7 protein-coding genes are annotated in these 15,563 nt (G+C 72.5%); 4 read left to right on the top strand and 3 right to left on the bottom strand.

Translation table 11 applies throughout. The features are described 5' to 3' along the window. Positions 1-28 precede the first annotated feature (28 nt). Together ACYU7L_RS14415 and ilvD are read right to left on the bottom strand one after the other, a co-directional pair. Positions 29-7,480, bottom strand: coding sequence for a cadherin domain-containing protein (locus ACYU7L_RS14415; RefSeq protein WP_460797833.1), 7,452 nt, complete (start codon positions 7,478-7,480; stop codon positions 29-31). Positions 7,481-7,777: 297 nt separating this feature from the next. Beyond that, the gene (gene ilvD, locus ACYU7L_RS14410; RefSeq protein WP_460797831.1) at positions 7,778-9,481 is read right to left on the bottom strand and encodes a dihydroxy-acid dehydratase; all 1,704 of its coding nucleotides are present in this window, start codon (positions 9,479-9,481) and stop codon (positions 7,778-7,780) included. Positions 9,482-9,537: 56 nt separating this feature from the next. Between ilvD and ACYU7L_RS14405 the strand changes: the two genes are divergently transcribed. After that, positions 9,538-10,266, top strand: coding sequence for an HAD family hydrolase (locus ACYU7L_RS14405; protein WP_460797829.1), 729 nt, complete (start codon positions 9,538-9,540; stop codon positions 10,264-10,266). Continuing rightward, on the top strand, positions 10,266-12,812 hold the full coding sequence (locus tag ACYU7L_RS14400) for a glycoside hydrolase family 65 protein (RefSeq protein WP_460798806.1): 2,547 nt from the start codon (positions 10,266-10,268) through the stop codon (positions 12,810-12,812). Before ACYU7L_RS14405 ends, ACYU7L_RS14400 begins: the two co-directional genes overlap by 1 nt. Before the next feature lie 160 nt (positions 12,813-12,972). Here ACYU7L_RS14400 and ACYU7L_RS14395 read toward each other — a convergent pair whose 3' ends face one another. Further along, complete coding sequence (locus ACYU7L_RS14395) at positions 12,973-14,052, bottom strand: WD40/YVTN/BNR-like repeat-containing protein (protein ID WP_460797827.1); 1,080 nt, start codon at positions 14,050-14,052, stop codon at positions 12,973-12,975. A gap of 245 nt (positions 14,053-14,297) precedes the next feature. Between ACYU7L_RS14395 and ACYU7L_RS14390 the strand changes: the two genes are divergently transcribed. Together ACYU7L_RS14390 and ACYU7L_RS14385 are read left to right on the top strand one after the other, a co-directional pair. After that, on the top strand, positions 14,298-15,149 hold the full coding sequence (locus tag ACYU7L_RS14390; protein ID WP_460797824.1) for an EamA family transporter: 852 nt from the start codon (positions 14,298-14,300) through the stop codon (positions 15,147-15,149). 122 nt (positions 15,150-15,271) lie between these two features. Further along, a complete protein-coding gene (locus tag ACYU7L_RS14385; RefSeq protein ID WP_460797822.1) occupies positions 15,272-15,517 on the top strand; it encodes a hypothetical protein in 246 nt (81 codons plus the stop codon). Positions 15,518-15,563 lie beyond the last annotated feature (46 nt).

Below are 15,563 nucleotides of genomic sequence, written 5' to 3'. Positions count from 1 at the left end.
CTCCTTCGGGGTGTGGCCACGGAGCGGCTCAGGGGGTTGGACACGCAGCAGCACCTCCGGCGTAGGTCCCGCCGACGGGAGTCGAGGCGATCACCGGCGCCAGCCCGGACGACGTCGTCACGGCGTTGAGCCCGGCCAGGTACGCCGTCACCGCGGCGCCGTCGGTCGGCGCACCGGAGTACGACGGGAGCCGCAGCGTCGCGTAGCGGTGCCAGACCCGCAGCCCGTGCCCGTAGGCGCCGCCGGCGAACGTGTTGCCGCGGACGTCGAGGCAGGACGTCCCGGTGTCGGCGGCCGCGATGCCGAGGTTGGCGAAGAAGCCGTGGCGTGGGCGCTGCTGCCCGAGGTCGACGTCGGCCAGGTCGAGGACCTGGTTGCCCGTCACCGTGGCGTTCACCGTGGAGGCCCCGTCACCGGCGTCGACGTTGATGCCGATGTCGGCACAGCGTCGCAGGGTGTTGCCCGACACGGTGGTCGTCAGCGCGCCGGCCCCGCCCTGGTTGGTGACGTCGATGCCGTGCCCGGTCCGCGAGCACGAGTAGGGCGCCCCGGTCCCGATCACGTTGTCGCGGACGCGGCCGCTGAAGGTGGTGGCCGCCCCCGTCCCGCTCCCGCTGACGGTGACCGCCGAGCCCTGGGCCCCCTCGATCAGGTTGCCGGACACGTCGAAGCGGAGCAGACCGCTCCACGGGAGACCGGCAGCGCTGATGGTGACGCCCTGTCCGATCGCGCCCGGCGTGTCCCCGCTCATCGTGTTTGCGGACACGGTCGCCGCGGTGACCTGCGAGCTGTCGCCCGAGGCGACCTGGACGTGGTCTCCGCGGTTGCCCGCGAAGCTGTTCGCACGGATCTCCGTCGCCACGGAGGCGGTGCCGAGCGCCCGCACGAGGACACCGTCCTGGACCGTGCCCGAGGCACCTGCGCCGCTGATCTGGCTCCCGGTGATGTTCAACGTCGCTGCCCCCGAGGAGTTCCCGAGCACGACGTTGCTGTCGGCGGATCCGCGCACGGTGCTGCTGGTGATCGCGGTCGTCCCGGTGACCCCCTGGGGCGCGGGCGAGAGGGAGTCGCCCAGATCGACCCCGTTCTCGTGGGCAGCGTCGCCGTTGGCCTCGATCAGGCTGTGGGCGAGCGTGAGGCCACCCGTCACACCGTTGGCCAGGATGCCGTCGCTCTGGCCGTGGTGGATCCACATCCGGGTGAGCGCCGGGCCCTGGGTGTTGCTGAGCACGACCCCGGGACCGGTCGTGTTGGCGATGGTGCCACCCGAGCAGTCGGCCGGGACCGGAGTCTGGGTCACGACGCCCGACGCGTCGACGGTGCCGCCGCAGGCCCCGCCGCTGTTGCCCGTGACGACCAGCCGCCCGGACGAGCCCGTGTTGACCAGCTCGATGCCGCTCGAAGCTCCTGCGGCCGAGATCGAGCGGAACGTGAAGGCCGACCCGATCGTGGTGTCCCTGACCCTGAGCGGGGCGCCCGTGCCGGTGCTGATCGTGCTGGTCGGGTCGCTCACCGAGACCGTGCCGCCGGAGGTGGCGCTCAGGCCGGCGAGGTTGCCGGTCGCCAGCGCGACGTGGCCGAAGCTGACGGCTGCCCCGGTGTTGGAGCCCAAGGAGATCCCACCACGTGCCCCGGTCCCGGACGTCGTCACCGGTTGCGCGAAGGCGACCTTCCCGCCGGTCCTGCCCTCGACGCGGACGGCGAGGCCGGTGCCGGCGTTGGTGATCGGGGCGTCGACGGTGATGTCGCCGGCGGCGGCGCCGGTGACGCTCACCACGGGACCGGTGCTGCCGGCCGACCTCAGCTCGACGTCGGGACCGACCTGCGCCGTGGCGACAGATCCGGCCACCAGCCCCGTGGCGGAGCCGGACACCGAGACGTCGATGCCGTCCACCGAGGAGCCGTCGCTCAGCGTCACGGCCGTCCCGCTGCTGGGGTTGACGACAGGAGCCGCACCGGGAGCGACCAGGCCCGGGGCGAGCCCGATGCCTGCTCCGACCAGCTTCTGGCCGGCCTCGAGAGCGATGCCGGCCCCATAGGCGCCGCTGTCGACGAAGATCGTGTCTCCAGGTCCGTCGGGGTCGCCCGCGCCGTTCGCGCCGCTGAGGGCGCTCAGAGCCGGGTACGGCGCGGTGGACCGGCCGTCCGGGACTCCGGCGAAGTCGCGGTCGACGTACCAGACGAGGCGGTCGGCGATGACCAGCGAGACCGTCCCCTCGGCTGTCGCGACGCCGTCGGTGACGCGGTAGACGAACGTGTCGGTGAGGTCCTTGTCCCCCACCCCGGGCAGGTAGCGGAACGACCCGTCGACGGCGATGTCGACGCTGCCTCCGGCGGTCGTCGTCACGTTGCTCTGCGCGACGACCTCGAGGGGGTCGCCGTCCTGGTCATCGTCGTTGGCGAGCGGCAGCGCCCCCGTGAGCGCCACCGTGGGCCCGGTGGTCGCGAACGTGCCGAGCCGCGCACGGGTGTTGCCGACGACGCCGGTGTAGCTGTCCGACGCCGCGGTCGGCGCGTCGTTGAGGTCCCCGACGTCGATGGTCACCTGCTGCTCCAGGGACAGCCCGCCCGCGTCGGTGACCTTGACCCGGATGCTGCGCGTGCTGGCCGCCTCGTGGTCGAGCTCCTCGGCGGTGCGCACCTCTCCGGTCGCCGCGACGACCGTGAAGCGTGCGTTGTCGGCCGAGCCCGCGCCGGCGGCGAGGGCGTAGACGAGCGTGTCGCCCGGGTCGGGGTCGGTGCCGGCGAGCGTGCCGACCCTCGTGCCGCCCGGCTGGTTCTCGTCGACCTGGTGGTCGGCCATGGTCAGGGCGGTCGGTGCCTCGTTGACGTCGGTGACGGTCACCGTGAAGTCCTCATCGGTGGTGGCACCGGCGAGATCCCTGGCCCGCACCAGCGCCGCGAGACCGCTGATCCCGTCGGGGCCGTCGAAGTCGAGCACGGCTGTCGTGCGGAGCTCGTCGCCCACGATCGTGAGGCTCGGGCTGGAGCCGGCGCGCAGGCTGAAGGTCACGCTGTCGCCGGCGTCCGGATCGGTGGCGCTGAGCGTGCCCACCACGGTGCCGATCGGTGCTCCCTCGGCCACGGCGGTGGACGACAGGGTCACCACGCTCGGTGCCTCGTTGACGTCCGCGACCGTGATCGTGAGCGCGCGCTCGACGAACAGGCCGCCGGCGTCGGTGGCCCGCACCCGGACCGAGAGCGTGGGGTCGCTCTCGTGGTCGAGACCGACCGCGATGGACAGCTCGCCGGCGGCGCTGAGCACGAACGACCCGTTGTCGCCCGACCCGGTCCCCGCCACCAGGCTCCACGTGTGGGTGTCCCCGGCGTCCGGGTCATTCGTCGTGAGCGTGCCGACGGTGCTGCCGGGCGCGGCGTCCTCCGCGATCGTGTCCGCCGACAGGGTCGCGCCCACCGGGGCGTCGTTGGCGTCGGTCACGGTGATCGTGAAGGTGCGCTCGAACGACGCCCCGCCGGCGTCGGTGACCCGGACCCGCACCGAGCGCGTCGTGGCCCCGGTCTCGAAGTCGAACGCGGTCGTGGCGCGCAGCATCCCTCCGGTCAGGGCGAAGTCGCCGTTGTCGGTGTCGCCGGCCCCGGAGACGAGCTCGTAGACGTACGGCGCGAGCCCGTCGGCGTCCGTCGCGCTCAGCGTGCCCACGTCGTACGACGCGCGGTTCTCCGGCACGCTCGCCGAGGAGAGCGTGAGCCCGGTGGGCGCCTCGTTGACGTCTGTCACGGCGATCACGAAGACGCGCTCCACCTGCTCGCCGGAGGCGTCGCTCACCCGCAGCCGCACCGAGCGCGTGTCCCCCGCCTCGTGGTCGAGCAGGACGGCGGTCTCGAGCCTCACCCCATCGACCCGGAAGTCGGCGTTGTCGTCGTCACCGCCGCCGGCGACCAGGGCGAAGCCCACCGAGTCCCCGAGGTCGGGGTCGTCGGAGGAGAGCGTGCCGACCAGGGTGCCGACCGGCTGGTTCTCGGCCACCGTGGTGGCGGAGAGGTCGAGGGACGAGGGCGCCTCGTTGACGTTGGTCACCGTGACGGTGAGCGCCTGCTCGACGAAGGCGCCGGCGGAGTCGGTCGCGCGGACCCGGATCGAGTAGGTCGCCCATGCCTCGTAGTCCAGGGGCGCGGCCGTGCTCAGCTCCCCCTCCGGGGTGAGGGAGAAGGACGCGTTGCCGGTGGCCCCCGGGCCGATGACCAGGGCGTAGGCGTGGGTGTCGCCCGGGTCCTGGTCGGTCGTGCTCAGGGTGCCCACATCCGCGCCGGCAGGCAGGTTCTCGCTGACGGTCGAGCCGGTCAGGAGGATCGCGGAGGGGGCGTCGTTGGCGTCGGTGACGGTGATGCTCACCGACTGCTCGAGGGAGGCGCCGCCGGCGTCGGTGACGCGGACCCGCACCGTGCGGGTCGCCCCTGCCTCGAAGTCGAAGGCGGTCGTGGCGCGCAGGGTGCTCCCGGTGATCGCGAAGGAGGCGTTGTCGTCGTCCCCGGCCCCCGCGACCAGCGCGAACGTGTATGGCGCGAGCCCGTCGGCGTCCGTCGCGCCGAGCGTGCCCACGTCGTAGGAGGCGGTGTTCTCCGGGACCGTCGCCGACGAGAGGCTGAGCCCGGTCGGAGCCTCGTTGACGTCCGTGACGGTGACCGTGAAGGACCGCTCGACGCCGGCTCCCGCGGCATCGGTCGAGGAGATCCGCACGCGCAGCGTCGGCTCGGTCTCGGCGTCCAGGCCGCCGCGGGTGCGCAGCTCGTCACCGACGACCTGGAAGCGGGCGTTGTCGTCGTCGCCGGCTCCCTCCGCGAGCGCATAGGTGTGGGAGTCCCCGGTGTCCTGGTCGGTCGTCGACAGCGTGCCGATCGCGGTGCCGGCGGCGGCGTCCTCGTCGACCTCGTCGACGCTGAGCAGCACGGAGGTCGGCGCGTCGTTGACGTCGCCGATCGTGATGGTGAGCGCGCGGTCCAGGACTCCGCCGGCGAGATCGTCGGCGCGCACCCGGACCGAGAGCGTCGGGTCGGTCTCGAAGTCGACGGAGCCAAGCGCGACCAGCTGGTCGCCGGTCAGCGAGAACCTGGCGTTGTCGGTGTCGCCGCTGCCCGCGACGAGCGTGTAGACCAGCGGCCGGCCCTCGGGGTCGGCCGCCGAGACCGTCCCGACGGTCGTGCCTGCGGGACGGTTCTCGGCCAGGGTCGCGGGGGCCACCGCGAGCCCGGTCGGCGACTCGTTGACGTCGCTCACCCGGACGGTGAAGGTCTCCTCGCGGCTCAGCCCGGGAGTGCCTGCGTCGGTCACCCGGACCCGGATCGGGTAGGAGCTCACCGTCTCGTGGTCGAAGGTGGCAGTGGTGCGCAGCGTGCTGCCCGCGATGACGAAGGCGCTGTTGCCGCCCGAGCCGGGACCCGTCACCAGGGTGTAGGTGGCGGTGTCCCCCGCGTCAGGATCGGTGGAGAGGAGCGTGGCGACGTCGGTGTTCGCGGGCTCGTTCTCGGCGACGGTGTCGTTGCTCAGCGTGAGCGAGGTCGGCGCCTCGTTGCGGTCGAGCACGGCGATCGTGAAGGTGCGCTCGAGGCGCTCGCCGTCGGCGTCCTGGACGCCGACGCGCACCGTGTAGGACGTGGTGCTCTCGAAGTCGAGGGCGCTGGCGGTCTGCAGTCGGTCCCCGACGATCTCGAAGGCGGCGTTGTCGGTGTCGCCCGGTCCGGCGACGAGCGCGTAGGTGGGCGCGTCGGGCCCATCGGGGTCGGTCGAGGTCAGCGTCCCCACCAGGCTGCCCACCGGCCGGTCCTCCGCCACGGTGCTGCCGGAGAGGTCCAGCGCTGAAGGGGGCTCGTTGACGTTGGTGACGGTGACCGTCACGGCCGACTCGACGACGGCTCCCGACGTGTCCTGCGCGCGGACCCGCACCGACAGCGACGCGGTCGTCTCGTAGTCGAACGGGGCGGCCGTGACCAGCCGGGAGCCGGTGATCGTGAACGACGCGTTGTCGGTGTCGCCGGGGCCGCTGACCAGGCTGAAGACGTGCCGGTCGCCCGGGTCCTGGTCCTGGGCGCTGAGCGCGCCCACGTCGGTGCCCGCCGGCCGGTTCTCCGCCACGCTCGCGGGTGAGAGGGCGATGCCGCTCGGCCCGTCGTTGCCGTCGCCGACCGTGATCACCAGCGCCTGCTCGAACGACGCGCCCGCAGCGTCGGTGACCCGCACCCGGATCGAGTGGCTGGGCCCCGTCTCGAAGTCCAGGGGCACGGCCGTGCTCAGCTGGTCGCCGGAGAGCGCGAAGAGCGCGTTGCCGGTCGAGCCCGGACCCGCAACCAACGCGTAGGTGTGGGTGTCCCCGGCATCGGGGTCGCGGGTGCTCAGCGTCCCGACCACCGCCCCTGCACTGTTCTCCGCGACGACCGCCGGAGCCAGCACGACGGCGGCCGGTGCCTCGTTGGCGTCGGTCACCTCGACCTGGAGCACCTGGACCACGGATCCGCCCTGGCCGTCCCGGCTGCGCACGCGGACCGAGCGAGTGGGGCCGCCGGTCTCGAAGTCGAAGGGGGCGGCCGTCCGCAGCACGCCGTCGACGATGCGGAACGCCGCGTTGTCGTCGGCCACGCCCTCCTCGGACTCGAGGACGTAGGTGTGCTCGTCCCGGGGGTCGGGGTCCTGCGTGGTGAGTGCACCGACCCGGGTGTCCGCGGGCTCGTTCTCGGCGACGGTCGCCGAGTCGAGGGAGATCGCGGTCGGCGGCCGGTTCTCCTCGAGGTCGTCGACCGCGATCGTGAAGGAGGCGGCCCGCTTCCTGCCCAGGAGGTCGGTGGCCCGGATCCGCACCCGGAGGGTGGGCTCGCTCTCGTGGTCCAGCGCGGCGGCGGTGACGAGGCGGTTGCCGACGATCGCGAAGCGGTCGTTCCCCTCGCCGCCCGCACCGCGCTGCAGCGTGAAGCGGGCCCGGTCCCCCAGATTGCGGTCGGGCGCGCGCAGGGTCCCGACCACCGTGCCCACCGCGTCGTTCTCCGTCACGGAGCGGCCGGCGAGCCGCAGGGAGGTGGGAGGCAGGTTGCGCATCAGCCGCGGCGCCTCACCGGCCCGGCAGCCGCCGAACCCGCGCACCCAGCGCAGCGGCCCCCCGCGCCTCGGCGCGCACAGGCGCACGGGCTCGTTGTCGGGCAGCAGCCGGGTGGAGCCGCGCTGCGCCTCGCAGGCCCGGGCCCCGAGCCGTCGTACGACGGAGCGCGGCAGCAGGCACGTGGCCACGCGGGCGTCGGCCCGGAACCGCACCCGGGAGGCACCGCCGCCGCAGCTGCCGGAGGGGCTGTGGCGCAGTCGCCCGTCGCCGGTCTCGCAGGCCGAGTCCAGGAGCGTCGGCCGGCTCGGCGCAGCAACCGCGGCGCGACCCGAGGCGGGGTCCGCCGTGATCGAGGGGGCGGCCGAGGCCGAGTCGATGGGCACGAGCATCGTGGTCCCGAGGCACATCGCCACGCACCAGAGGATTCGCTGCATTGGGTCGGGCCTCCACTAGATGCAAGGTGCGACCCCCCACCGCACATTTCACGGCTCCCTGCGTGGAGCCTGCGCCATCGTCGGGCCTCGGAGGCCCGAGCGCGAGGAAATTCCCCGGACGACCAGACCAGTTGGTCTCTGACCCCACGCCCTGGTAGCCGGTGGTGGACGGGCTCCGGAGGCGCCTGTGCCGTGCACGCACCGAGAGCGGGCCCGGTTCGTCCCGGCCCCGCCCTCGTCCCTCCTCAGCCCGCCCTGCCAGCTGCTGAGGTCAGCCGCTGAGGTCAGCCGTCCCCGTCAGCCGGTGACGGCACCGACCGCCGCCGACTGCACCGTGCGGGCGTACTTGCCCAGCACGCCCTTGGTGTACTTCGGCGGGTTCGGCTCCCAGCCGACCTTGCGCTTCGCGAGCTCGTCCTCGTCGACCTCGAGCTCGAGGAGCCGGTTGGCCACGTCGAGGGTGATCTGGTCGCCGTCGCGGACGAAGGCGATCGGTCCGGCGTCGACGGACTCGGGGGCGATGTGGCCCACGCAGAGCCCGGTGGTGCCCCCGGAGAACCGTCCGTCGGTGATCAGCAGCACGTCCTTGCCGAGACCGGCGCCCTTGATGGCACCGGTGATCGCGAGCATCTCGCGCATCCCCGGCCCGCCCTTGGGGCCCTCGTAGCGGATGACGACGACGTCGCCCGCGGCGATCCGGCCCTCCTCCAGCGCGTCCATCGCGGCCCGCTCGCCGTCGAAGACCCGGGCCGTGCCGCGGAACACCTCGGTGTCGAAGCCGGCCGTCTTCACGACCGCGCCGTCGGGGGCGAGCGAGCCCTTGAGGATCGTCAGGCCACCGGTCTTGTGGATCGGGCGCGACATCTCGCGAATGACCTCGCCGTCGACGGCCGGCGGCGCGATGTCGGCGAGGTTCTCGGCGAGGGTCTTGCCGGTGACGGTGAGGCAGTCGCCGTGCATCAGGCCCGCGTCGAGGAGCAGCTTCATCACCATCGGGATGCCGCCGACCTTGTCGACGTCGTTCATCACGAAGCGACCGAACGGCTTGAGGTCGCCCAGGTGCGGGACCTTGTCGCCGATCCGGTTGAAGTCGTCGAGGTCGAGGTCGACCTCGGCCTCGCGGGCGATCGCGAGCAGGTGGAGCACGACGTTGGTGGAGCCGCCCAGCGCCATCGCCACCGTGATGGCGTTCTCGAACGCCTCCTTGGTCAGGATCTGGCGGGCGGTGATGCCCTTGCGCAGCAGGTTGACCACGGCCTCGCCGGACTTGTGGGCATAGCCGTCGCGGCGGCGGTCCACGGCCGGCGGGGCGGCGGAGCCGGGCAGCGACATGCCGAGGGCCTCGGCGACCGAGGCCATCGTGTTGGCGGTGTACATGCCGCCACAGGCACCCTCGCCGGGGCAGATCGCGCGCTCGATGCGGTCGACCTCCGCACGGGTGATCTTGCCGGCCAGGCAGGCGCCGACTGCCTCGAAGGCGTCGATGATCGTGACGTCCTTGCCGTCAACCTGGCCGGGCATCGTGGAGCCGGCGTAGAGGAAGACCGAGGCGAGGTCGAGGCGGGCGGCCGCCATCAGCATGCCCGGCAGCGACTTGTCGCAGCCGGCCAGCAGCACGGAGCCGTCCAGGCGCTCGGCGCTCATCACGACCTCGACGGAGTCGGCGATGACCTCGCGGGAGACCAGCGAGAAGTGCATGCCCTCGTGGCCCATCGAGATCCCGTCGGAGACCGAGATGGTCCCGAACTCGAGCGGGTAGCCACCCCCGGCGTGCACGCCGTTCTTGACCGCCTTGGCCAGCCGGTCCAGTGAGAGGTTGCAGGGCGTGATCTCGTTCCACGACGAGGCGACGCCGATCTGCGGCTTGACCCAGTCGTCGTCGCCCATCCCCACCGCTCGCAGCATCCCCCGGGCCGCGGCCTTCTCGAGTCCGTCGGTGACGTCGCGGGATCGGGGCTTGATGTCGGGCGTCTCGGCAGGGTTCTCGGGAGGCGTGCTCATGCCCTTCAGGCTAGTCGCGAATGTGCGAAGCGTGCGCGGGGCCCTAGCCTTGTTCCGTGACCTGGGACGACTACTCCGCTGCCCTGTTCGACCTCGACGGTGTCATCACCCCGACCGCGGTCGTCCACATGCACGCCTGGTCGGCGATGTTCAACGGCTTCCTCGCCGACGCTCCCGAGGACCTGGGCGGTGACCGCTCGCCCTACACCGACGCCGACTACTACGCCCATGTCGACGGCAAGCCGCGCTACAACGGGGTGCGCGACTTCCTCGCCTCCCGCGCGATCGAGCTGCCCGAGGGGACCCCGGACGACGCCCCGAGCCGGCTGACCGTGTGCGGCCTCGGCAACCGCAAGAACGACGCCTTCAACGAGGTCCTCGAGCGCGAGGGCGTCGAGGCGTACGCCGGGTCGCTGCGGCTGCTGGACCACCTGCGCGACATCGCGATGCCGCTGGCCGTGGTGTCCTCGTCGGCCAACGCCCCGGCGGTGCTGGCGGCCGCCGGCCTGCTGGAGCGGTTCGGCTGCATCGTCGACGGCCGGGTGGCCACCGAGATGGGCCTCCCGGGCAAGCCCGCCCCCGACACCTTCCTGCACGCGGCCGCGCTCCTCGGCGTACCTCCCGAAGGATGCGTGGTCCTCGAGGACGCCGTGTCCGGGGTCCGGGCCGGAGCGGCCGGCGACTTCGGGCTCGTCATCGGCGTCGACCGCGGAGCGGGCGAGCAGGTGCTGCTCGACGCGGGTGCGGACCGGGTGGTCGCCGACCTCGCGGAGCTGCTCGCGTGATGGGCGGCACGGCGGCCGCCGACCCGATGGACCGTCGGCGCTTCCCCGCCGACCCCTGGACCCTCGTGGAGAAGTCCCATGAGCCCAGCGACCTGGGGGTCACCGAGACCCTCTTCACGGTCGGCAACGGCTACCTCGGGATGCGCGGCAACCCCGAGGAGGGGCGCAACGCACACAGCCACGGGACCTTCATCAACGGCTTCCACGAGACCTGGCCGATCCGCCACGCCGAGTCCGCCTTCGGCTTCGCGCGCACCGGGCAGACGATGGTCAACGTCCCCGACGCCAAGGTCATGAAGATCTACGTCGACGACGAGCCGCTGATCATCGGCACCGCCGACCTCGAGCACTACGAGCGCACCCTCGACTTCCGCGACGGCATCCTGCGCCGGAGCCTGATCTGGCGCACGCCCTCGGGCAAGCTGGTGCAGATCGACTCGACGCGGATGGTGTCGATGACTCAGCGTCACCTGGCGCTGCTCACGCTCGAGATCACGATGCTGCAGGGCGACGCCCCGGTCGTGATCTCCTCGCAGATCCTCAACCGCCAGGACGGCAAGGACGAGTACCACGTCGCCGCGGCAGCCATGGGCGAGGGCATCGACCCCCGCAAGCATGGCGGCTTCGAGGAGCGGGTGCTGTTCCCCCGCCTCGACTACGCCCACGAGGACCGGATGCTGCTGGGCTACCAGTGCGCCAACTCGCGGATGACGATCGCGGTCGCCGCCGACCACGTGCTCGAGACCGACAACCACTTCGACGTCCTCGTCGCCAGCGAGGACGACCTCGGCAAGATGGTCTTCGAGGTCGACGCCGTCGAGGGCCGACGGATCCGGCTCACCAAGACCGTCTCCTACCACACCTCGCGCGGCGTGCCCGTGCGCGAGCTCTCCGACCGCTGCGACCGCACCCTCGACCGGGCCCGCCACCACGGTGTCGAGCGCTACCACGCCGAGCAGCGGGAGTGGTTCGACCGCTTCTGGGAGCGCAGCGACGTCCTCGTCGACGCCGGCACCGAGACCCAGCAGGCGATCCGGTTCACGCTCTTCCAGCTCGCGCAGGCGAGCGGGCGGGCCGACCACCAGGGCATCCCCGCGAAGGGGGTGAGCGGAGCGGGCTACGAGGGCCACTACTTCTGGGACACCGAGATCTATGTGACCCCGTTCCTCGTCTACACCCAGCCCGAGATCGCCCGCAGCACGCTGCACTTCCGCACTCGGATGCTGCCCGCGGCGCGCGACCGGGCCCGCGAGCTCGCCACCCGGGGCGCGATGTTCCCCTGGCGCACGATCAACGGCGAGGAGGCCTCGGCCTACTACGCCGCGGGCACCGCCCAGGTCCACATCGACGCCGACATCGCCTATGCCCTGAGCAAGTACGTCGCCGCGACCGGCGACGTCAGCTTCCTGACCCGCGACGGCATCGACGTGCTCGTGGAGACCGCCCGGATGTGGGCCGACCTGGGGTTCTGGCGCTACAACGGGGGCCCGTCCTTCCACATCCACAGCGTCACCGGGCCCGACGAGTACACGACCGTGGTCAACAACAACCTCTTCACGAACGTGATGGCGCGCTTCAACCTCGAGCGCGCCGCCCGGGCGGTCGAGGAGGTCCGCGGTCTGGACCCGGAGGCCTACGACCAGATGGTCACCCGGCTCGCGCTGGGCGACGACGAGGTCGCGGAGTGGCGCGCCTGCGCCGAGGGGATGTACATCCCCTTCGACGACGGTCTGGCCATCCATCCCCAGGACGACCACTTCCTCGACCGCGAGGTCTGGGACCTCTCCCGCACTCCCGCCGAGCTGCGGCCGCTGCTGCTGCACTACCACCCGCTGGTGATCTACCGCTTCCAGGTGCTCAAGCAGGCCGACGTGGTGCTGGCGACCTTCCTCCAGGGCGACCGGTTCACCATGGAGGAGAAGAAGGCCAACTTCGAGTACTACGACCCGATCACCACCGGCGACTCCACGCTCTCGGCCGTGGTCCAGTCGGTCATCGCCGCCGAGGTGGGCTACCACGAGGTGGCGATGGACTACTTCCGCCGCTCGCTCTTCGTCGATCTGGGCAACCTGCACGGCAACACCGCCGACGGGATGCACATCGCCTCCGCAGGCGGGCTCTGGACCTGCCTGGTCAACGGCTTCGGCGGGATGCGCGATCACGACGGCTACCTGACCTTCGACCCGCGCCTGCCGGTCTCCTGGCCCTCGCTGAGCTACAAGCTGCTGTGGCGCGGCACCCGGGTGCGGGTGGACCTCACCCAGACCGACCTGTCGGTGACGGTCGACGAGGGCACCGGCGAGGTGCCGTTCAGCGTCCGCGGCACCGAGTACGTCGTGCGGCCGGGCGAGCCGGTCTCGATCGGCCTCGACGGCCACGGCCCGCGCCAGGACGGCACCCTCGGCACCCGGCCGCTGCTCGGCGGGCGCCGCGCCGACGGCTCCCGGATCACCGCCGGGGTGCCCGACCCCAGCCGGATGCCCGAGCACATGCCGCCCATCGACGCCGGCGCCCAGCCGCTGCCGGTCCAGCCCGGCCAGAGCTGACGGAGGGGCTGACGGGTTCGGCTGACGGGCTGGTCCTGCCTGTCGGTTTCCCCGGTCAACACGCGATTCCCGCACTTCCCACGCGATCCTTCACGTGGGAAGTGCGGGTTTCGTGTGGGGACCGGGGAAACCTGGGGAGCCTGGGACTCAAGGTGCTCGCTCAGACGACGCCGGCGCGGACCACCATCACGTCGGGGAGGTCGCGGGCCACCTCGCGCCAGCTGTCGCCCACGTCCGCCGACGCCCAGACGCTGCCGTTGCGCGCTCCGACGTACACCCCGGGCGTGGGGTGGGCGTCGACGCACATGGCGTCGCGCATCACGCCCACGTAGAACCCCTCGGGCAGGCCCTTCGAGAGCCGGGTCCAGCTCTCCCCCGCGTCGCCCGAGCGCCAGACCGAGGCCTGGGCACCGGGCGGGTAGCGGCCCTCGGCTCCCGCCAGCGGGAAGACGAAGACGGTGTCGGGCTCGTGCGGGTGCACCGCGATCGGGAAGCCGAAGTCGGCCGGCAGCCCGTCCGCGATCGACACCCACGAGCCGCCCTCGTCGTCGGAGCGGTAGACGCCGCCGTGGTTCTGGGCGAAGAGCCGCTCGGGCCGTGCGGGATGGCGGGCCACCTTGTGCACGCACTGGCCGAACTCGGGGTACTGCTCGCCCTCCGGCAGGAACTCCGCCCGGATGCCGGTGTTGCGCGGGTGCCAGCTCGCTCCCCCGTCCGTCGTGCGATAGACCCCGCCGGTGGAGAGCGCCACCGTCACCGAGTCGGGGTCCGTGGGGTGCGGCAGCACGGTGTGGAAGGCCTGACCGCCGAAGCCGGCCGACCACTGGGGGCGGTGCGGGTGGTCCCACAGCGCCCGCTCGAGGGCGAAGGTCTCGCCGCCGTCCTCGGAGCGGAAGACCGCGCCGGGCTCGGTGCCGGCCCAGACCGTCCGCTCCCCCACCCCGGGCTGGAGCTGCCAGACCCGCTCCACCGAGGCGTCGGTGCCCTCCGGGAAGCCGATGCCCCCCGGCGTCTCCTGCCAGCTCGCGCCCAGGTCGTCGGAGCGGCAGACCTGGGGGCCGGTCCACGGCGACGACGCCCCCACCAGCAGCCGCGGCGTCTCTCCCCTGGTGTCGACCAGGCAGGAGTAGACCTCCATCATGTTGAAGTGGGGACCGTCCCACTCCCACTGCTCGCGGGCGTCGTCCGAGCGCCCGATCCACAGCCCCTTGCGCGTCCCGACCAGCAGCACCGTCGTCATGTCGCCTCCACAGCTGAGCTCCGGGCCCGGCCGGGCCCCTCGGTGAGCGGACTCCCCCCAGCCCACAGATTCATCGCCGACCCGTCAATCCCTCGACCGATCTCCCGCGTGTCGGTCGAGGGAGTGACGGGTCGGCGGGGTGGGGGGTGGCGGTGGGCTATAGCGTGTGCGCGATCTGGGGTGCGGCGGGTGCGTGGCTGGTGATGGCTGGCGGGTTGCCGGTCGGGGGAGCTGGGAGGACTGGCGTGAGCCGAGCGGTGTGGCTGGTCCTCGTCGGGATCGCCTCGGTCCAGGTCGGGGCGGCGGTCGCCAAGGACCTGTTCGACCTCGCCTCGCCCACCACGCTCGTCTGGCTGCGACTGGCCACCAGCACGCTGGTCCTCACCCTGGTCGCCCGGCCGGTGCTGCGGGGCCGCTCGCGGCAGGACTGGCTCGTCGTGTGCGGCTTCGGCGCCAGCCTCGCGCTGATGAACTGGGCGATCTACCAGTCCTTCGCCCGGATCCCGCTGGGCATCGCGGTGACCATCGAGTTCGTCGGGCCGCTGACCCTGGCGGTGCTCGGCTCACGACGGGCCCGCGACCTGCTATGGGTCGCCCTGGCCGGCCTCGGTGTGCTCCTGCTGGGTCTGCGCCCGGCCGACCTGGACTGGGCCGGGGTGGCGTTCGCGCTGCTCGCCGGCGCCGGCTGGGCGTCGTACATCCTGCTGAGCGCGAGCACCGGCGCCCGGTGGCCGGGCTTCAGCGGACTGGCGGTGGCGAGCATCGTGGCGACGCTGCTGCTGAGTCCCGCCGCGCTGTACGGCGGGCACAGCGAGCTGGTCGACCCGCGGATCCTGCTGCTCGGCGCGCTCGTCGGGCTGCTCAGCTCGGTGGTCCCCTACAGCTGCGAGCTGGTCGCGCTGCGCACCATGCGCCCGGCGGTCTTCGGCATCCTGATGAGCCTGGAGCCGGCCGCTGCGGCGCTGGCCGCGGTCGTCCTGCTGCAGGAGTACCTCAGCCCGCTCCAGTGGCTCGCCATGGCCTGCGTGGTCGTGGCCAGCGCGGGCGCCACGCGGTCCTCCGGGGGCCCGGCGCACACCGAGCCGGCACCCGACTGAGCGCTGACGCCTCGTTCACCCAGATGTCACAGAGCGTTGACGCCTGCGACGCGACGCCCTCCTAGGTTTGTCCGCATCGGGCCCGACGGCTCGTCTCGGACCGCCAGTGATCGGGGCCAGCAATGACTCATCTGCGCCGCTCGTTGACGGCTATCCCGCGCTGGACCACCTCGCTCGCGAGCGCTCGCGCCGCGGCCTGGTCGGTCCAGTCCCAGCAGGGATCACGCCGCAACGCCATGATCGCCTCCACTGCTCTCGCCCAGCGTCGTGCGGAGCTCAACGAGGTCGAGGAGTACCTCGCCGCTGTGGGCGAGGCCTCCCTGCCCCTCACCTCACCGGAGGACGCAGCGACAGCTGCCCACGGTTGAGCCCGTCGGTCGGCCTCCCCCGGCCGGCGGGCTCGATCGGTGGCCC

The organism is Nocardioides pacificus (assembly GCF_054775955.1).
Note: the sequence above shows the minus strand (reverse complement) of the source record. Positions and strands in the feature narration are given on the sequence as shown.